14 protein-coding genes are annotated in these 17,941 nt (G+C 70.0%); 1 reads left to right on the top strand and 13 read right to left on the bottom strand.

Translation table 11 applies throughout. The features are described 5' to 3' along the window. Positions 1-200 precede the first annotated feature (200 nt). From ZRA01_RS07255 to ZRA01_RS07230, 6 genes are all read right to left on the bottom strand, one after another. Positions 201-656, bottom strand: a complete 456-nt coding sequence (locus ZRA01_RS07255; RefSeq protein ID WP_141350779.1) for a DUF934 domain-containing protein — start codon at positions 654-656, stop codon at positions 201-203. Then, positions 653-2,302, bottom strand: a complete 1,650-nt coding sequence (locus ZRA01_RS07250) for a nitrite/sulfite reductase (protein WP_141350777.1) — start codon at positions 2,300-2,302, stop codon at positions 653-655. Before ZRA01_RS07250 ends, ZRA01_RS07255 begins: the two co-directional genes overlap by 4 nt. 17 nt (positions 2,303-2,319) lie before the next feature. Next, a complete protein-coding gene (gene ccoG / locus ZRA01_RS07245; RefSeq protein ID WP_141350775.1) occupies positions 2,320-3,672 on the bottom strand; it encodes a cytochrome c oxidase accessory protein CcoG in 1,353 nt (450 codons plus the stop codon). 99 nt (positions 3,673-3,771) lie between these two features. Then, positions 3,772-5,178 carry an aminotransferase-like domain-containing protein gene (locus ZRA01_RS07240; protein WP_141350773.1) on the bottom strand — a complete coding sequence of 469 codons (1,407 nt, stop codon included), beginning with the start codon at positions 5,176-5,178 and terminating at the stop codon, positions 3,772-3,774. Positions 5,179-5,319: 141 nt separating this feature from the next. Next, positions 5,320-5,520, bottom strand: coding sequence for a hypothetical protein (locus tag ZRA01_RS07235; RefSeq protein WP_141350771.1), 201 nt, complete (start codon positions 5,518-5,520; stop codon positions 5,320-5,322). Between the two features lie 106 nt (positions 5,521-5,626). Continuing rightward, complete coding sequence (locus ZRA01_RS07230; RefSeq protein WP_141350769.1) at positions 5,627-6,952, bottom strand: amidohydrolase; 1,326 nt, start codon at positions 6,950-6,952, stop codon at positions 5,627-5,629. A gap of 135 nt (positions 6,953-7,087) precedes the next feature. Between ZRA01_RS07230 and ZRA01_RS07225 the strand changes: the two genes are divergently transcribed. Beyond that, positions 7,088-7,987, top strand: a complete 900-nt coding sequence (locus ZRA01_RS07225) for a LysR family transcriptional regulator (RefSeq protein WP_141350767.1) — start codon at positions 7,088-7,090, stop codon at positions 7,985-7,987. A 9-nt stretch (positions 7,988-7,996) separates the two neighbouring features. Here the strand turns inward: ZRA01_RS07225 and ZRA01_RS07220 are convergent, their stop codons facing one another. The 7 genes from ZRA01_RS07220 to ZRA01_RS07190 form a co-directional block, all read right to left on the bottom strand. After that, on the bottom strand, positions 7,997-8,659 hold the full coding sequence (locus ZRA01_RS07220; protein WP_141350765.1) for a hypothetical protein: 663 nt from the start codon (positions 8,657-8,659) through the stop codon (positions 7,997-7,999). A 116-nt stretch (positions 8,660-8,775) separates the two neighbouring features. Next, entirely contained in the window at positions 8,776-9,783 is a 1,008-nt protein-coding gene (locus tag ZRA01_RS07215) for a hypothetical protein (RefSeq protein ID WP_141350763.1), read from the bottom strand. Positions 9,784-9,893: 110 nt separating this feature from the next. After that, positions 9,894-10,955, bottom strand: a complete 1,062-nt coding sequence (locus ZRA01_RS07210) for a patatin-like phospholipase family protein (protein WP_141350761.1) — start codon at positions 10,953-10,955, stop codon at positions 9,894-9,896. Between the two features lie 190 nt (positions 10,956-11,145). Beyond that, positions 11,146-11,871 (bottom strand): hypothetical protein, encoded by a 726-nt coding sequence (locus ZRA01_RS07205; RefSeq protein WP_141350759.1) that lies wholly within the window; start codon positions 11,869-11,871, stop codon positions 11,146-11,148. Continuing rightward, the gene (locus tag ZRA01_RS07200; RefSeq protein WP_141350757.1) at positions 11,871-12,593 is read right to left on the bottom strand and encodes a lysozyme family protein; all 723 of its coding nucleotides are present in this window, start codon (positions 12,591-12,593) and stop codon (positions 11,871-11,873) included. The genes ZRA01_RS07205 and ZRA01_RS07200 overlap by 1 nt, the downstream gene beginning before the upstream one ends. A gap of 113 nt (positions 12,594-12,706) precedes the next feature. Beyond that, complete coding sequence (locus ZRA01_RS07195) at positions 12,707-14,104, bottom strand: efflux transporter outer membrane subunit (RefSeq protein ID WP_141350755.1); 1,398 nt, start codon at positions 14,102-14,104, stop codon at positions 12,707-12,709. A gap of 2 nt (positions 14,105-14,106) precedes the next feature. After that, a complete protein-coding gene (locus tag ZRA01_RS07190; protein WP_141350753.1) occupies positions 14,107-17,196 on the bottom strand; it encodes a multidrug efflux RND transporter permease subunit in 3,090 nt (1,029 codons plus the stop codon). Between the last annotated feature and the right edge of the window lie 745 nt (positions 17,197-17,941).

Here is a 17,941-nt window from a genome sequence, read left to right as displayed (position 1 = left end):
ATATCTCTTGATTCCTCCAATGGCGTGCAAATATTGATGAATTTGCTGTATTTATCATATATGCCGTACACCCACCTTCAGGGCACCGGAAACATGCAGGGAGAAGCGGCCCGGGGGTAGGCCTCGTGGGCGTGCGGCAGCTGAGCATCTACAATAGAAAACGCCCGTGGGGCGTGTGCCCGCCGCCGCCGCGGGGGCGGTCAGCGGGCGGAGAGCGGCGCCCAGCTGTAGTCGTGGAAGGCCGCCAGGGCTTCCTCGGGCGGCTGGTCGGCGCGCAGCGCGAAGCTGTCGAAGCCGCAGCGCTGGAGGAAATACAGTTGGTCGCGCAGCACGTCGCCCACCGCCCGCAGCTCGCCGGCGTAGCCGTGCCGGCCGCGCAGCAGGCGGGCCAGCGAGTAGCCGCGCCCGTCGGTGAACACCGGAAAACGGATGGCGATCAGCGGCAGCGTGGCCAGCCAGGGCAGCAGCGGCGCCACGTCGTCGTCGGGGCCGAGCCACACCCCGGTGCGGGCGGCGTCGAGGCCGGGCCGCTGGGCGCACCACCGCGCCAGCGGCAGGATCAAGCCCTCGCCGGCCGCGGGCGCCGGTGCTTCGTCGGCATCGACCCAGCGCCAGCGGTCTTCGATGAGCTCGCCCCTGCAGATCAGCCGGCTCATGCCACACCTCCGTAAACCCGCGCCTTGAAGGGCTCCAGCCCGATGCGCTCGACCGCGTCGATGAAGGGCTCGCCCTCATGGCGGGCGGCGAGGTAGGCCTCCAGCAGGCGCTGGATCACATCGGGGATCTGTTCCGCGGCGAAGGCCGGGCCGATCACCCGGCCCAGCGCTCCCCTCTCCCCTTCCCGGCCGCCGACGGTGACCTGATACCACTCCTCGTTGTTCTTATCCACGCCGAGGATGCCGATGTGGCCGATGTGGTGATGGCCGCAGGCGTTGACGCAGCCGGACAGGTTGAGCTCCAGCGGGCCCAGGTCGAAGAGGTAGTCCAGGTCGTCGAAGCGCTGCTGGATGGCGTCCGCCACCGGGATGGAGCGGGCGTTGGCGAGCGAGCAGAAATCGCCGCCCGGGCAGCACACCAGGTCGGTGAGGAGCCCGATGTTGGGCGTCGCCAGCCCGAGGGCCCGGGCGCCCTGCCACAGGGCCGGCAGGTCGCCGCGGGCGACATGGGGCAGCACCAGGTTCTGTTCGTGGCTGACCCGGATCTCGCCGGCGCTGTAGCGTTCGGCCAGCGCGGCGATGCCGTCCATCTGCTCGGCGGTGGCATCGCCCGGGGGCACGCCGGTCTTCTTGAGGGACAGGGTCACGATGGCCTGGCCGGCGGCCCGGTGGGGGCTGACGTTGCGCGCCACCCAGCGGGAGAAGGCTGGATCTTGGGCTGGATCGTAGGTCCCGTCGGCGGGGGCCGGCGCGGTGTCGTGGCGGGCAAAGAAGGCTTCCATGCTGCGGAAGGTCTCGTCGCCCAGGGTGGCCGGGCCGCCGCGGCTCCACGCCCATTCGTCCTCGACCTCGCGGGCGAAGCCTTCGAGGGTAAGGTCCTTCACGAGGATCTTGATCCGCGCCTTGTACTTGTTGTCGCGCCGGCCGTGGCGGTTGTAGACCCGCAGGATGGCCTCGAAGTAGTTGAGGAGCTCCTCGCGGGGCAGGAAGTCCTTGAGCAGCCGACCGACCATCGGGGTGCGCCCGAGGCCGCCGCCGACATGGATCTCGAAGCCGAGCCGGCCGTCCGCCGCCATCCGCGCGCGGGCGCCGATGTCGTGGAAGCGCACCGCCGCGCGGTCTTCGGCGCCGCCCGAGATGGCGATCTTGAACTTGCGCGGCAGGAACAGGAACTCCGGCGCCAGCGTGGACCACTGGCGGACGATCTCGCAGTAGGGGCGCGGGTCGAACAGCTCGTCGGCGGCGACGCCAGCGAAGGGGTCGGTGGTGATGTTGCGGATGCAGTTGCCGGAGGTCTGGATGGCGTGCATCTGCACGGTGGCCAGCTCGGCCAGGATGTCGGGCACCTCCTCGAGGCGCACCCAGTTGAACTGGATGTTGCAGCGGGTGGTGAAGTGGCCGTAGCCGCGGTCGTAGCGGCGGGCGATGTCGGCCAGCTTGCGCAGCTGCGCACTGGCCAGCGTGCCGTAGGGGATCGCCACCCGCAGCATGGGCGCGTGGCGCTGCACGTAGAGGCCGTTCTGCAGGCGCAGCGGGCGAAACTCGTCTTCGGACAGGCGGCCGCCGAGGAAGCGGTTCATCTGGTCGCGGAACTGGGCGACCCGGTCGTCCACCAGCTGCTGGTCGGTTGGGTTGTAGCGGTACATGGTCGTCGGGGGCGAGGTCAGGGGAAGACGAAGGTGCTGCTCTCGGTGACCCGGGTGGCCGGGTCCTGGTGGGCGCTGATGTGGAAGCGGATCGGCCGGGCGCCGGGGGGCACGCTGCCGGCCGGGGCGGCCACCGTCACCTGCACGGTGCGGATGCCGCCCGGCTCGCCGGCAAAGCGCTGCGGGCCGATGAGCTCGATGCCGGGCAGGCCGCTCACCTCGATGTCGAAATCGCGGGCCTCTTCGGCCAGGTTGGCGAGCTTGAGGGTGTAGGCGTTCTCGATGCGCCCGTCGGCGGCCTCGCGGGCCAGGCTGCCCCGGTCGCGCAGCACATCGACGAGCAGCAGCGAGCGCTGGGTCACCGTCCACGCGCCCAGGGCGACGAAGGCACCGATCAGCCCGGCATACACCGCCAGGCGCGGCCGCCCGCTCTTGCGGGGCACGCCGGCGAGCTCGTTTTCAGAGGCGAAGCGGATGAGGCCGACGGGCTTGTTCACCCGGCCCATCACCTCGTCGCAGGCATCCACGCACAGGCCGCAGTTGATGCACGGGTACTGCAGGCCGTCGCGGATGTCGATGCCGACCGGGCACACCTGCACGCAGATGCCGCAGTCGATGCAGTCGCCGCCGCCCTTGCGCGGCTCGCCGCGGGCGCTGTCGTAGCTCACGGTGCGGGTGGCGCTGTCGAACATCACGCCCTGGAAGCGCGAATACGGGCACATGTGCTGGCACACCGCCTCGCGGGCAAAGCCGGCCTGCACGTAGGTGAATAGCCCGTAGAAGAGCAGCCAGAAGGCCTCCCACGGCCCCAGGTTCCAGCCGGCGACGGCCGGCAACAGCTCGCGGATCGGGGTGAAGTAGCCGACGAAGGTGATCGCCGTCCACGCCGCGATCAGGCCCCACAGGGCGTGCTTGGTGGCGCGGAGCGCCAGCTTGCGCAGCGTCGGCGGGCCCTGGTCGAGCTTGAGGCGGGCCAGGTGGTCGCCCTCGACCCGCGCCTCGACCCACATGAAGATGGCGGTGTACACCGTCTGCGGGCAGGCGAAGCCGCAGAACAGGCGCCCGGCCAGCGCGGTGACGAGGAACAGCCCGGTGGCCGCCAGGATCAGCGCAATGGCCGCCAGCAGCGCGTCCTGCGGCCACAGCACCAGGCCGAAGAGGTAGAACTTTTCGTGGGGGATGTCGAACAAAATGGCCTGGCGGCCGCCCCACTCGAGCCAGCAGGCCCCGTAGAAGATGATCTGGGTGAGCCACACCATGGCCCAGCGCGCGGTGTTGAAGCGGCCACGCACCTCGCGGGCGTGGATCTTTCCTTTCTTGCGGTAGAGCTCGAGCTTTGCTTCACGGATCTTGCTGACGGGCTTGTTCATGCGGGCATTCCTCCTGGGCCCGATTAGACCCGCCGGGGAGGAATGGCAACAGATTCAGCCTGTTCGATTTTGGATAGGCACAGATGCCCCGCCGCCTCGCTACGCCGCGAGCAGCCTGCCCAGCGTGGCGACGGCATCCCGGCTGCGCGCATCGACAGGGTGCCCGAAGTTGAGCCGGATGCAGTGGCCGAACTCCCGCTTGGCCGAGAAGATCGGGCCCGGGGCGATGCTGATGCCGTGGGCCAGGGCCTGCCGGTGCAGCGCCAGCGCGTCCACCCGGCGCGGCAGCTCCAGCCACAGAAAGTAGCCGCCCTGGGGGCGGGCGAGCCGGGTGCCTTCGGGAAAGTGGGCCTCCACTGCCGCCACCAGCGCCGCCTCCTGGGCCGCCAGGCTGCGGCGCAGGTGGCGCAGGTGGTTCTCGTAGCCGCCCTGCCTGAGATAGTCGGCCATCGCGATCTGCACCGGCACGGTGGTGGCCAGGCTGGTGGACAGCTTCTGGCGCTGGATCAGCCCGGCGTAGCGCCCGGCAGCCACCCAGCCGATGCGGTAGCCCGGTGCCAGGCACTTGGAGAACGACGACACGTGCATCACCCGCCCCTGCGGGTCCACCGCCTTGCTGCACAGGGGCGCGGTGGGGCCGAAGTGCAGTTCGGCGTACACGTCGTCCTCGATCAATGGCACGTCGTGGCGGTCGAGGAGCTCGACCAGCGCCCGCCGCCTTGCGTCCGGCACGCAGCTGCCGGTCGGGTTGGCGAAGTTGAGCATGAACAGGCAGGCCTTGATCGGGTGATGACGCAGCGCGTCTTCAAGCGCCTCGAGGCTGACGCCCTCCCGCGGGTGGCTCGGGATCTCGACCACCTTGAGGCCGAGCCGCTCGCTGGCCTGCAGGCCGGCGTAGAAGGTGGGCGATTCGATGGCGATCAGGTCGCCCGGCCGGGTGAGCGCCTGCAGGCACAGGTTGAGCCCTTCCAGCGCCCCCGAGGTGATGATGATCTCCTGGGGCGGCACGCGGGCACCGTGGGCCAGGTAGCGCAGCGAGAGCTGGCGGCGCAGTTCGTCGTTGCCCGGCGGCAGGTCGGTGACGGTGGCCAGCGGGTCGAGGTGCCGCGCCGCCGAGGCCAGGCAACGCCCCAGCTTGTCGAGGGGAAACAGCCACGGGCTGGGGAAGCTCGAGCCGAGCGGAGCCACCGCCGGGTCCTTGGTGCTGTCGAGGATCTCGAAGATGAAGTCGCTCACCTCGAGCTGCGTGGAGTGCCCCACCGGGCGGCTCATCTCGGGCTCGGGGAGGCGCTGGCCGAGGTGCGCCCGCACGAAGTAGCCCGAGCGCGGGCGCGCCTCGATGAGGCCACGGCTTTCGAGCAGGTGGTAGGCCTGGGTGACGGTGACCGGCGCCAGGCCGTGCAGGCGGCAGGTGTGGCGGACGGAGGGCAGGCGGTCGCCGGGGCGCAGCACGCCGTCGGCGATCAGGGCGGCGGTCTGGTCGGCGAGGTCGTGATAGCGGGTCATGCGCCGATGGTAGCAGGAGCCGGCCGGGGCGCTTCACGGCGCCCGGCGGGGCTCACGCGGGGCCGGCCTGTCAAGGAAACGCAGGGCCGCCCCAGGTTTCCTCGACCCCCACACGGGGGGCGGGCTGGGTGGAGCCCGGCCCTAGGAATGCTCAGTGGCGTCGGCGCGCCGGCCGGTCAGCTCTTCGAGGTAGGCCCTGGCGATCGCGAGAGCGCGGGCGTGGTGCTGCCCCTCGGGGGAGCCTTGCAGGTCAATGACCCTTTTCAGCCAGTGGGCGGCCTCGTTGTCGTGGGACCTCATCGCCTGTTCGATCACATACAGGGTTTGATTGCACGAAGTCATCGGCGCGTCTTGCAAAACGGGGGAACCCATTTTAAGCCCCCGCAGGCCGCTCCCGGCTGTGGAAATCCCTAATGGCCGCGCCCCGCCGGACGGGGCGCGGCGCCGCTCAGGGCTGGGCCAGGTAGTCCAGCGCCAGCGCGGTCATGGCGCGGGCGCCCACCGCCAGCGAGGCCTCGTCGATCTCGAACTTGGGCGAGTGGTTGGGGGCGGCGGCCTTCAAGTCGCGCTTGGGGTCGGTGGAGCCCAGGAAGAAGAACATGCCGGGCGCCTTCTTCTGGAACTCGGAGAAGTCCTCCGAGGCGCTCAGCTTGGGCGACACCACGGCCTTGCCACCGGTGACCTGCTGCAGGGTGGGCAACATGCGGGCGGTGAGGCTCTCGTCGTTCACCGTGGCCGAGTAGCCGGGCTTCAGGAACTTGACCTCGGCCTTGGCGCCGCTGGCCTGGGCGATGGATTCGGCGGTGGTGCGCATCCGCGCCAGGGTGTCGTCGCGCATCCGGTCGTCGAAGGCGCGCACGGTGCCGAGCAGCTCGACGCTTTCGGGGATGATGTTCTCGCGATTGCCGCCGTGGATCGAGCCGATCGACACCACCACGGGCTCCTTCGAGATGTTCATCTGCCGGCTGACGATGGTCTGCAGGCCCATCACGATCTGGGCGGTGCTGACGATCGGGTCGATGCCGTTCCAGGGGAAGCCGCCGTGGGTCTGCTTGCCGCTGACCTTCACCGTGAAGGTGTCGCCCGAGGCGAGGATGGCACCGGAGCGGTAGCCGATGGTGCCCACCGGGAAGGCGGGGATCAGGTGCAGGCCGAAGACGGCGTCGACCTTGGGGTTCTCGAGCACGCCGGCATCCACCATGGCCAGCGCGCCGATGTGTTCGTCCTCGCTGTGGGGGGCTTCGGAGGGGCCCTCCTCGGCCGGCTGGAAGATGAACTTCACCGAACCGCGCAGCTGGCTCTTCATGCCGGCCAGCACTTCGGCGGTGGCCATCAGGATCGCGGTGTGGCCGTCGTGGCCGCAGGCGTGCATCACGTCGACTTCCTTGCCCATGTGCTTGCCCTTGGCCTTCGAGGCGAAGGGCAGGTCGACCAGCTCCTTGACCGGCAGCGCGTCCATGTCGGCCCGCAGCGCGACGACCTTGCCCGGCAGGTCGCCCTTGAGCAGCCCCACCACGCCGGTGCCGCCGACGCCCGTCTTCACCTCGAGGCCGAGCTTCCTGAGGTGATCGGCCACCAGCTTGGCGGTACGATGCTCCTGGTTGGAGAGCTCCGGGTGCTGATGGATGTCGCGACGCCAGGCGATCATGCGGCCTTCGACGGCGGCGACGCGGGTCTGGATGTCGGCCAGCAGCGGGGCCTCGACGGCCTGGGCGGGCGCGGTCATGGCCAGCAGGCAGCTGCCGAGGGCGAAGGCGAGCGTGGTGAGTTTCATGGGACGTTGTCTCCGTGGGTTTCTGTATCGAATCAATCTATGCTGCAATAAACGCGGCTTGTTATGAATAGTAGAAACCGATTACAAATGCGTCCAATGCGAAGTTTTTTTGTATTCGATTACCAAAGGTAATACGTGAACCTCAACCAACTGCGCCACCTCATCGCCCTGGCCGAGCATCACTCCTTCAGCAAGGCCGCCGAGGCCCTTTTCCTCACCCAGCCGGCGCTGAGCCGCAGCATCCAGGCCCTCGAGCAGGATCTGGACGTGCGGCTGGTCGACCGGGACGGCAAACGCACCACGCTGACGGCCTACGGTGAGCTGGTGGCGGCGCGGGCCGAGCGCATCCTCTTCGAGGCGCGGGAGTTGAAACGGGGGGTCGAGCTGCTCAAGGAGGGGCAGCTCGGCGCGCTCAGCGTCGGCTTCGGCCCAACCCCGGCCGCGGTGCTGATGCAGCCCTTCCTGACCCACATGGCGAGCCACTACCCGCGGATGCAGCTCAAGATCGCCCGCGGCTCGGTGGAGCTGCTGGTGCAGTCGCTGCGCAACGAGTCGGTGGACATCATCGCCGTGGACCGGCGCGCCCTGCTCACCGCCGACGACCTCGCCATCGGGCCGGTTGCCACGCTGCGCGGGGGCTTCCTGTGCCGCAGCGGGCATCCGCTCACAGCGCTGGCGCAGATCGACCTGGCCGCCCTGCGCCAGTACCCGGTCGCCTCGACGCCCCTCAGCGACGAGCTGGCGCGCCTGCTGGTCGAACAGCTCGGCCCCGACGCCCATCCGGCGCGGCTGGTCACCCTCGACAGCGAGGACATCAACAGCCTGCTCGATCTGGTGGAAGCGACCGACACGGTGTTCTTCGGGATCTTCGCCTGCGCCCGGGCCCGCATCGCCGCCGGCCGCGTCTGCGAGATCCACGTCCAGCCGCACTTCGAACGCTTCGGCCAGTACGCCCTGGTCACCCTCGCCCGGCGCAGCATGTCGCCGGCGGTGGAGGTGTTCCGGGCGTTTTTTGCGGAGAATTTCGGGGAGTGAGGGGCGCCGTCAATCTGCACCAAGCTGGCGCAGGAGCCTGCCCAGCCAGCTTTGTCTGCGCAGCCGGAGCAGTTCGGGAAGCTTGTCGTGACGAAAAGGTTCGCCGGGCAAGCGTTTCTCGAGCTGACGCAGGCGCAGGGCCTGGCCAAGCTGCCGGCCCAGGGGCCCGGCGCAAAGGTAGAGCGAGACCCCATGCATCAGCGACACGGCCAGCAGCACCTGGCCGGAGGCCGCAAGGGTGGCCTTCATCCAGGCAAACAGCAGCACCGACGCCAGGCCGCCCAGCAGCGCACCCACCCACCAGCGCGTGCCTGGAGGCGGCGTACTGACGATGCTGCGCCGGCGCAGATCGACCTCCAGCCCCGGCCAGTGGAGGCGCGGCCCGGGGGCGTCCGACACTGCCGGCAAGGGCGCACGACGGGCATGCGCGGCAGCGGCCACGCCCAGGCACAGCAGGTGGAGCGCCAGCGTGACACCGTCGAAGCTTGCGATGTACCCGCCCGGCAGGGCGAGGAGCGCCGGCGCCAGGGCCTGGCTGAGGGGCCACAGCAGGATCAACGCGAGCACCCCGGGCGCACACAGGCCATGGGCCGCCCCAAAGCGCGAGACGAAGAACACATACGCAAACCACAGCCACGCCAGCCCCCCGGCCAAGACGGCGACGAAGGTCACCGCCAGCCCGTACTCCGGCCGCAGGGCCGCCCAGCATCCCCAGACAGCCGCGACAAGCCAGGGCGCGCCCCATAAGGCAACGCGGATCTGCTCAACCCGTTGCAGTGCGCTCCACATCAGTCCAACCATCCCTTGACGAGATCACCGGCCGCATCATCGCCCCCAAGGGTGACCCACGCCGCCTGAACGACGATGCCGGTGCCGAGCGCCAGCAGGATCGCCGGGGCGCCGACCGCGCCCACCGCGGCAACGGCGAGCATGCCCGCCCCCAGCGCCAGGGCGTTGCCGCTCTGGCTCCTGGCCGAGCGGACAAAAAAATCCTTGCTTAAATCGGCGGCGCCGGATGTGCTGGTGTAGCTCGCGTAGAAATCGATCGCTGCACTGGGTGCAAAGGCCAGCACCCCGCCTTTTGCAAAGCGCACCGCCTGGCTCGAGTTGATGCGTGCCTGGGCAATGGCGGTGGCGCCCTGCTCCAGCCGGGCAACGTCACGGGCACCGATCCGGACCGCATAGGACCGGGCATCCGGCCGGATGGCGAACGGCACGTCCAGCTTCCGGACGACAGTGGTCGGCAGCCCGGTGACGCGGACGATCAGCTGTGCGCCCTTGCGCAGATCCCCAGCCTTGCCGATCTTGTGGGCATGGATCTTGACGTGGGGCGAGATCTTGATGCTTTGGGCGTCGCCGCTCAGGATCGCCTGCATGTGCCGGCTGGCCGAGCGCTTCCAGGCAGCCACCAGGGCCGCCTCGGTGCTGGCACCGAAGGTGCCGAGGACGTTGCCCCCGCCGACAGTGGAGTCCTTGAGCGCCGCCAGCATTTTGTTGAAATACTCGTCCGGCGGTAGCGATTGACGCGGTGGCATCAGCACCGTCATCAGGGCCAGCGCGGCGTCGGGGTCGGTGCTGGCGAGCTGTGGGATCAAGGCCAGCGCCACCGGGGTGTCCAGCTCGAAATCCTGATCCAGCGTGGAGCCGAAGACTTCCAGATAGGGCTGCGCCCCGGTGGTCGACGCGCCCCGCTGCCACGCCGGGACCGAGGCCGGCTGGCGAAAGTCGCGGAAAAAACCGGCGTTGTCGAAATTCGACTGCTCCGCCACGGAGTACGGCGTTCCAGATGCAGCCATCAACAAGCTCCTCGTCTCGACAAGAAAGATTCCTTTGTGATTATCGCCGAGATGCGCGCCCCGTGTGGCATACCCGCCAGGGCCGAGACATCGCCGCTGGGGCCACCTGCCTACGCAAACACATCCGCCACATCCACCGTCTCGCGCTGCCCCACGTCGCCGCGGTGCTGGCGGATCCAGCGCGCCGCGCGGGCGCGGCCGAGGTCGCGCAGTTCATGCAGAAAGGCGCGGGTGGCGTTGAGCTTGCTGCCCTTGCCGGCGTCGGCCAGTTCCTCGGCTTCGAGCAGGTGGAAGCGCAGGCCGGCGAGCTTGCGCTCGAGGCGGCCGCGGGGCAGCCAGCCGCTGCCCTCCTGCATGTAGGCGCGGGCCTGGGCCAGGGTGCGCATCTCACGCAGAAAGGTGGTCGAGAAGCCCAGCTCCATGCTGCGGGTGGCGATCTCCTCGGCGCTGCGCGGGGCGTCCGGGTGGCGCAGCGGGTTGAGCAGCACCAGCAGGATGTCGGGCGTGGTGCAATCGTAGATCAGCGGATAGACCGCCGGATTGGCGGTGAAGCCGCCGTCCCAGTAGGCCTCGCCGTCGATCTCGACCGCGTGGTGGAGCGTGGGCAGGCAGGCCGAGGCGAGCAGCGCGTCGGCGCTGAGCTCCGGGGTGTGGAACAGCCGGACCTTGCCGGTGCGCACCTGGGTGGCGGCGATGAAGAGGCGCAGGCGGCACTGGCTGCGGATGCGCTCGAAGTCGAAACGCGCCTCCACCACGTCGCGCAGCGGATTGAGGTCGAAGGGGTTGAGCTGGTAGGGCGAGAACAGCCGGGTGAGGCTCAGCATCATGTGCATCGGCCCGGGCAGGCTGCCGTCGGCGGCGCCGTTGAGACCATTGAGGCTGTGGAGCAGGTCGAGCTCGAAGGGCGTCGAATCGGCCACCGCCTCCCAGAAGCCGGCCAGGCTCTCCCGCGCGCCCTCGGCCCCGCCGCGCACCCAACCGTCGGCCAGGGCCACCGCGTTCATCGCCCCGGCGCTGGTGCCGCTGATCCCGTCGAGCCGCCAGTCGTCCTCCAGCAGGCGGTCGAGCACGCCCCAGGTGTAGGCCCCGTGGGCGCCGCCGCCCTGGAGCGCGAGGCTGAGCGCGGGCGCGGCCGGGGTGTCCTTTCCTTTCCACCATCGTCTGGCAAACATGTAAACCTCCTTCATGACGTGGGTGATAGCAGATGCTGCACCGCACAATACATGAAGGATGGACGGAGAAAGGTTTCAGAAGTTCAAGGGCAGCCGGGCCGCTCGTCCGCCGACGACCACGGGGCAGCGCCCTGGCCGGATACAGGCCGGGCGCGGAAGGCAGGCTTCCCGGAGGCGCGCCGGCCCCGGCCTACGGACCGACGGTGAAGGCCCCGGCCGGCATCTTGCGGGTCAGCAGCACGCAGCGCACGGCACGCCAGCTACCGCCCTCGGCGCGCGCCTGCCAGCGCAGCAGCCAGTCCTCCCATCCGTCGCCGTCGAAATCACCCCGGGCCAGCCACTGCAGGCGCACGGAGTAGCCGCGGGCCGCGAGCGTCAGGGCCTCCGGTGCTGCCCCGCCGAGCGCGGTGCGCGTCCATGCGCGCCGGCCACTCGCCTGCCTCAGGGTCTGGCCGGCGCCGGCCAGGGCATCAACCTCGTCCCGGGAAACGGCGGGCCAGATGGCCGCCGGCCACCGCCACGTCTCGCGCGCCGCGTCCAGACGCGGCGGCATGGCCGACCGGCGGGCCTGACCGGCGGCAGCCAGCCAGCGCAGCGCGTGGCAATCCGCCAGCCGCTGCTGGAGCACGTTCCAGTCGGTGGCGGGGCGGGTGCCGACGATGTGCGGCGCCAGCTCGAGCAGGGCCTGACAATGGAGCGGCGTGCTCGTGGCGCCGGAGCCCGCGTCGAGGCTCAGCACGATGGGGTCGTCGAACGGCCGCAGCAGCGCCGCGCCGGCGTCGCCGAGGTTTGCGATGCCCAGGCCCTCCCCTGCCCCGGGCTGCAAGGCGGGGGCCGGTGGAGGCGGCCCGGCCCGGCCCTGCACGGCCACCGCCAGCAGGGCGGCAGCCACCAGCAAGGTGATGCGCGGGCGCATCAGCGTGCCCCGTCCGCCGGCATCGCGGCGCGAAAGCGGACCTTGGTCCACGCGTTGCGCTCGTCCGGAATACCCTTGCGCTCACAGGCATCCGCAGCCTTGCCCCAGTCGGATTTTTCCACGTGGCCGATCAGGGTCCGGAATTTCCCGAGGCCTCTCAGGCCGAGGTTGTAGGCCATGTCGAGCAGGGCACGCTTGGCCGGGGTCGGGAAGGTGTTCCAGCCGCTGAAAAGCTTCTTCAGGCCGGGCAGGAACTCGCCGTCGATGCGCTTCTTGAGCAAGCTCCAGCACACCGCCTCGGGCAGATCGAGGCTCGTCAGCCGGGCAAAGGACGCCGCCCGCCTGTTCTTGCCGGCCTCGGCATTCACACTGTCCCAATCGGCCTTGATTTGCGCCGGGGTCGCCGCGCTGACGCCATCGCTGCGCAGCACGAAGGCCAGCGCCCGAGCTGCTGCCAGGGTCGGGAGCATGTTCCCCACACCCACCGTGACCTTGTCTTCGCTGTCCAGGTAGAGATGCAGGATCAAGGCCTCGTGTGCCTCCATGTCGGCCTTGATCTGCGCCCAGCTCAGCTCGGTTGTCACCGGCGCTGGCAGCGGGCTGGAGGCGGGCATGCCGATCGGCCCCGGGCGCGGCGAGGGCGCGCGGGCCCTGGTGCCATCGTCGATCGCCGCCGGAGGGCCCATCAGCCCGATCGGCCCTGGAACGCGTGAGTTTGCCATCGCCTGGATCTCCCCCGGAAAACGCCAGCGACCACCGCGCGGCCGCCAACAGGATCAGCTTGGCACAAAGCCGGGCGCCGCGACATCCCCGGCAGAAACAAACCCGCCGCCGTTCACTCCCCCACCCCGCCCCCCGCGTTCTTGGCCAGCTGCACCGCGGCCAGCAGGCGGCGGGTGGCGAGGTCGTTGGCGCTGCGGCGGGCGGCGAGGTGGGTGGCCTGGGCGGTGACGACGTTGAGGTAGCTCACGGTGCCGGCGCGGTACTGGTTGAGGGCGATGGCCTCGGCCTCGGCCGCGGCGGTGACGGCGGCGGCCTGCTCGACGGCCGCGGCTTCGAGGAGGCGCGCGGTGGCGAGGTTGTCCTCGACCTCCTGGAAGGCCGCCAGCACCGTCTGGCGGTAGGTGGCGACGGCCTTCTCCCAGCCGGCCTGGGCCTGGCCGACGGCGGCTTTTTTGGCGCCGGCGTCGAAGATGGCCGCGGCCAGCGTGGGGCCGAGGGACCAGTAACGGCTCGGCACGGTGAGCAGATCCTCGATCTGCGCGTTGCGAAAGCCCGTGTTGCCCGACAAACCCAGCACCGGGAAGCGCGCCGCCTGGGCCGCGCCGATGGCAGCGTTGGCGGCCGCCACGCGGCGTTCGGCGGCGGCGATGTCGGGGCGGCGCTCCAGAAGCCGGGACGGCAGCGTGACGGCCACCGGCGCCACCGGCAGCGGCGCATCGGACGGCGCCAGCGCAAAGGCCGCCGGGGCCAGGCCGAGCAGCACCGCGATGGCGTGCTCGTACTGGCTGCGCGACAGGCTGGCGTCGAGGGCCGCGGCGCGGGCGCTGCGCAGCTGGCTCTCGGCCTGCGCCACGTCGGCCTTGCCGGCCACGCCAGCGGCGTAGCGGTTGCGGGTGAGTTCGAGGGCCCGCCCGTAGGCGGCCACCGAGGCGTCGAGCAGGGCCTGCTGGCGTTCGGCGGCGCGGAGCTGAAAATACGTTTGGGCCAGCGTGGCCCGGGCCGACAGCCGGGCGGCGGCGAGGTCGGCGGCGCTGGCGGCAAGGCTGGCGTCGGCGCCCTCGACGTTGCGGGCGATGCGGCCCCACACGTCGAGCTCCCAGCTCACCGTGGCGCCCAGGCTGAAGCTGTTGCGGGGCGGCGCGTTGCCGCTGGCGGCGGTGGCCGCCGAGGTGGCCGAGCGGGTCGCGCCGGCGGTGGCGTTGATGGCCGGGAACCACGAGGCCCGCGCCGCGTCGGCCAGGGCCAGCGCCTGGCGGTAGGCGGCCTCGGCGGCGCGCAGGTTCTGGTTGGAGACTTCGAGGCGGGCCTGCAGGTCGTCGAGCACCGGGTCGCCGAAGACGGCCCACCAGTTATCCGCAGCCAGCGGTTCGCGGGGCTCGGCGGGTTTCCAGTCGCCGATCTCCTTGAAGGCCGCCGGCGTGTCGACGGTTGGGCGCTGGTAGTCGGGGCCGGCGGCGCAGGCCGACAGCAGCACGGCAATGAGGGCGGGGATCAGGGCGGGTTTCTTCATGGTCAGCGTGCAGCGTCGAGGCAGGCCTGCGGGGCGGCGATAGGCTTTTTCCGCAGCTTGTCCAGCATCACGAACACCACCGGCGTGGTGTAGAGGGTGAGGATCTGGCTGAGGATCAGGCCACCAACGATGGCGATGCCGAGCGGCTGGCGCAGCTCGGCGCCGTCGCCGCTGCCGATGGCGAGCGGGACGGCCCCGAAGAGGGCCGCCAGGGTGGTCATCAGGATCGGCCGGAAGCGCAGCAGGCAGGCGTGGTGGATGGCGTCGTGGGCGCTTTCGCCGAGGCTGCGCATGCGTTCGAGGGCGACGTCGATCATCATGATGGCGTTCTTCTTGACGATGCCGATGAGGAGGATCACGCCGATCATCGCGATCAGGCTGAACTCGGTTTCGACGGCCAGCAGCGCCAGCAGCGCGCCCACGCCCGCCGAGGGCAGCGTGGACAGGATGGTGATGGGGTGCACCAGGCTCTCGTAGAGCATCCCGAGCACGATGTAGATGGTGACGAGCGCGGCGAGGATCAGCAGCGGCTGGGTGCTCATCGACTTCTGGAAGGCGCCGGCCGAGCCCTCGAAGCTGGTGCGAATGCCCACCGGCACGCCGATGCCGGACAGCGCCGCGTCGATGGCCGCAGTGGCCTCGCCGATGGAGCGCCCCTCGGGCAGCGCGAAGCTGATGGTGGCCGCCGCCGAGCCGCCCTGGTGGCTCACCGAAAGCGGCGCCAGGGTGGATTCGACGCGTGCCAGCGCCGACAGGGGCACCAGGCCGCCGGCCGGCGTGACCAGCGTCAGGCGGGCCAGGGATTCGGGCCCCTGCAGGTAATCGGGCATGGCCTCCATCACCACCCGGTACTGGTTGAGGGGGTTGTAGATGGTGGACACCTGGCGCTGGCCATAGGCGTCATTCAGCGCCGTGGTCACCGCGCGCATGGTGAGGCCGTGGCGGGCCACCGCGTCGCGGTCGATCACCAGGCGGGTCTGGGGGCCCTTGTCCTGGCTGTCGGAGCTGACGTCGGTGATGGCATCCAGCCGGCTCATGGCGTTGCGGATGCGCGGCTCCCACAGGCGCAGCTCGTCGAGGCTGTCGGACTGCAGCGTGAACTGGAAGGACGAGTTGCCGGAGCGCCCGCCGATCCGGATGTCCTGCACCGGGCTGAGGTAGAGGCTGGCGCCGGGCACCTTGGCGAGCTTCTTGCGCAGCCGGCCGATCACCGCGTCGACGGGCTCCTTGCGCTCGCCGATGGGCTTGAGGGTGATGAACATCGAGCCATAGTTGCGCTGCGAGCCGCCGGTGAAGCCGGTGACGTTGGCCACCGCCGGGTCGGCCCCCACGATGGCGAGAAAGCTGTCCATCTTGCCGCGCATGGCCTGGAAGGAGATCGCCTGGTCGGCCTCGACGAAACCGCGGACGCGCCCGGTGTCCTGCTGCGGGAAGAAGCCCTTGGGGATGGTGTTGTAGAGGTACACATTGGAGCCGATGGTGGCCGCCAGCACCGCCAGCACCAGCCATGGCCGGGCCAGCGCCCAGCCAAGGCTGCGCCGGTAGCCGCCGGCCATGCCATCGAGCCACCCGCCCACGAGGCGGTCGAAGCGGCCGCGCTCGGCTTCGGGCGGGCGGCGGCGCAAAAGGCGCGCGCACATCATCGGCGTGGCGGTGAGGGAGATCACCATCGACACCAGGATCGCCGCCGACAGCGTGACCGCGAACTCGCGGAACAGCCGCCCGACGATGCCGCCCATCGCCAGGATGGGGATGAAGGCGGCGATCAGCGACAGGCTCATCGACAGCACCGTGAAGCCGATCTCCCGCGCGCCCTTCAGCGCCGCGCGGCGCGGCGACATGCCGGCGTCCACGTGGCGGGCGATGTTCTCGAGCACCACGATGGCGTCGTCGACGACAAAGCCGGTGGCGATGGTGAGGGCCATCAGCGACAGGTTGTCGAGGCTGTAGCCGGCGAGGTACATCACCGCGAAGGTGCCGATCAGCGACACCGGCACCACGACGCCCGGGATCAGCGTGGCCCGCAGGTTGCGCAGGAACAGGAACACCACCATCACCACCAGCGCCACCGAGATCATCAGGCTGCGCTCGACTTCCTTGAGCGAGCCGCGGATGGTGGGCGTGCGGTCCATCACCACGGTGAGGTCGATGGCCGGCGAGATGCTGGCCGAGAGCTGGGGCAGCAGCGCGTACACCCGGTCGACGGTCTCGATGATGTTGGCGCCGGGCTGGCGGTAGATCATCAGCAGCACCGCCGGGCGGCCGTTGGCGTAGCCGTAGTTGCGCTCGTCCTGCTCGCCGTCGCGCACCCGCGCCACGTCCGAGAGATGCACCGGGCTGCCGTTTTTCCACGACACGATGAGCTGCCGGTAGTCGTCGGCGCGGCGGGCCTGGTCGTTGGCGCCCACCTGCCAGGCGTGCTCGTCACCCTCCAGCACGCCCTTCGGGCGGTTGGCGTTGGTGGCGACCAGGGTGGCACGCACGTCGTCGAGGTTGAGTCGGTTGGCGGCCAGGCGGTCGGGGTCGAGCTCGACGCGCACCGCCGGCAGCGAACTGCCGCCTATGCTCACCTGCCCGACGCCGTCCACCTGCGCCAGGCGCTGGGCCAGCACCGTGGACGCCGCGTCGTACATCTGCGGCCGGGCCAGCGTGGCCGAGGTGAGCGCGACGATCAGGATCGGCGAATCAGCCGGGTTCACCTTGCGGTAGGTGGGGTTGCTCGGCAGGCTGGTGGGCAGCTGGCTGCGCGCCGCGTTGATCGCCGCCTGCACTTCCCGCGCCGCACCGTCGATGCTGCGGGAGAGGTCGAACTGCAGCGTGACCCGGGTCGAACCGAGGGTGGAATTGGAGGTCATCTCGGTGACCCCGGCGATCTGCCCGAGCACCCGCTCCAGTGGCCCGGCCACGGTGGCCGCCATCACCTCGGGGCTGGCGCCGGGCAGGCTGGCGGACACCGAGATGGTGGGGTATTCAACCTGCGGCAGCGGCGCCACCGGGAGCAGCCGGAAGGCGATGATCCCCGCCAGCGCGATGGCGAGGGTCAGGAGGGTAGTGGCGACCGGCCGGAAGATGAACAGGCGGGAGAGGTTCACCCGGCGGCCCTCCGGAGGGTGTTTCGTCTTGCCCTGCTCACGTTTCGCGGACGGAGACCCGCGGTATCGTAGGTCGGGTTAGCGCAGCGTAACCCGACATCCGCGGGGTGGGTCCGAGAGAACCTGTCCGAATGTTTTGTTATCCGCTGATGGAGACCAGCCGCGTTCCGTTGTTTGGCGTCACATTGGCCGGGTCGCGATTCCACGGCCGGGTTTGCACACCCGGCCGGCTTCGGCGGCGCGAAGCGACGCTTCGCGGAACCCCGCCTACGCCCAGCGGGCACCCTACTTCTTTGCGTCGCCAAAGAAGTAGGCAAGAAAGGCGACCCCGCCGAACCGGTCGTCGGCTTCGCCGACGACTGCCTTGCGCTGCTCACAACAGGCGGCCGGCGCAGAACTCGCGGGCTGCGCCCGCTCAGACAGCTGCGCCGGAAGGCCCCGCCTGTTGCTCCGCTGCTCAGCGGTTCGGAAGGGGCTTTCAACGCACACCGAGCCTTTACTGAAGCGCCGGGGGTCATCGACGAGTTCGTTCGGGTCCGTGGGGAATGGGTGCGATTGTCGCCATCCCCGCCCCTGGAATGTCGGGTTACGCCCTGCGGGCTAACCCGACCTACCCGACCTACCCGGCTGGAATGTCGGGTTACGCCCTGCGGGCTAACCCGACCTACCCTGCTATTTACCGCCTTTCGCTTTTCGCTTTTTTCATCGATCACACACGCCCGTGCTGAAACGCGCGGTGATTCCG

It is taken from the genome of Zoogloea ramigera (assembly GCF_006539865.1).
Classification (GTDB): domain Bacteria; phylum Pseudomonadota; class Gammaproteobacteria; order Burkholderiales; family Rhodocyclaceae; genus Zoogloea; species Zoogloea ramigera.
The sequence above is the reverse complement of the archived record's forward strand: the minus strand, read 5'-3'. Positions and strand labels throughout refer to the sequence as shown.

Bases quoted from the DNA above. Each gene is read 5' to 3' on its own strand.
- ZRA01_RS07205 (WP_141350759.1), bottom strand. From the start codon at position 11,871: ATGCGCCCGCGCATCACCTTGCTGGTGGCTGCCGCCCTGCTGGCGGTG.
- ZRA01_RS07255 (WP_141350779.1), bottom strand. From the start codon at position 656: ATGAGCCGGCTGATCTGCAGGGGCGAGCTCATCGAAGACCGCTGGCGC.
- ccoG (WP_141350775.1), bottom strand. From the start codon at position 3,672: ATGAACAAGCCCGTCAGCAAGATCCGTGAAGCAAAGCTCGAGCTCTAC.
- ZRA01_RS07230 (WP_141350769.1), bottom strand. From the start codon at position 6,952: ATGAAACTCACCACGCTCGCCTTCGCCCTCGGCAGCTGCCTGCTGGCC.
- ZRA01_RS07210 (WP_141350761.1), bottom strand. From the start codon at position 10,955: ATGTTTGCCAGACGATGGTGGAAAGGAAAGGACACCCCGGCCGCGCCC.
- ZRA01_RS07200 (WP_141350757.1), bottom strand. From the start codon at position 12,593: ATGGCAAACTCACGCGTTCCAGGGCCGATCGGGCTGATGGGCCCTCCG.
- ZRA01_RS07215 (WP_141350763.1), bottom strand. From the start codon at position 9,783: ATGGCTGCATCTGGAACGCCGTACTCCGTGGCGGAGCAGTCGAATTTC.
- ZRA01_RS07235 (WP_141350771.1), bottom strand. From the start codon at position 5,520: ATGACTTCGTGCAATCAAACCCTGTATGTGATCGAACAGGCGATGAGG.
- ZRA01_RS07240 (WP_141350773.1), bottom strand. From the start codon at position 5,178: ATGACCCGCTATCACGACCTCGCCGACCAGACCGCCGCCCTGATCGCC.
- ZRA01_RS07195 (WP_141350755.1), bottom strand. From the start codon at position 14,104: ATGAAGAAACCCGCCCTGATCCCCGCCCTCATTGCCGTGCTGCTGTCG.
- ZRA01_RS07250 (WP_141350777.1), bottom strand. From the start codon at position 2,302: ATGTACCGCTACAACCCAACCGACCAGCAGCTGGTGGACGACCGGGTC.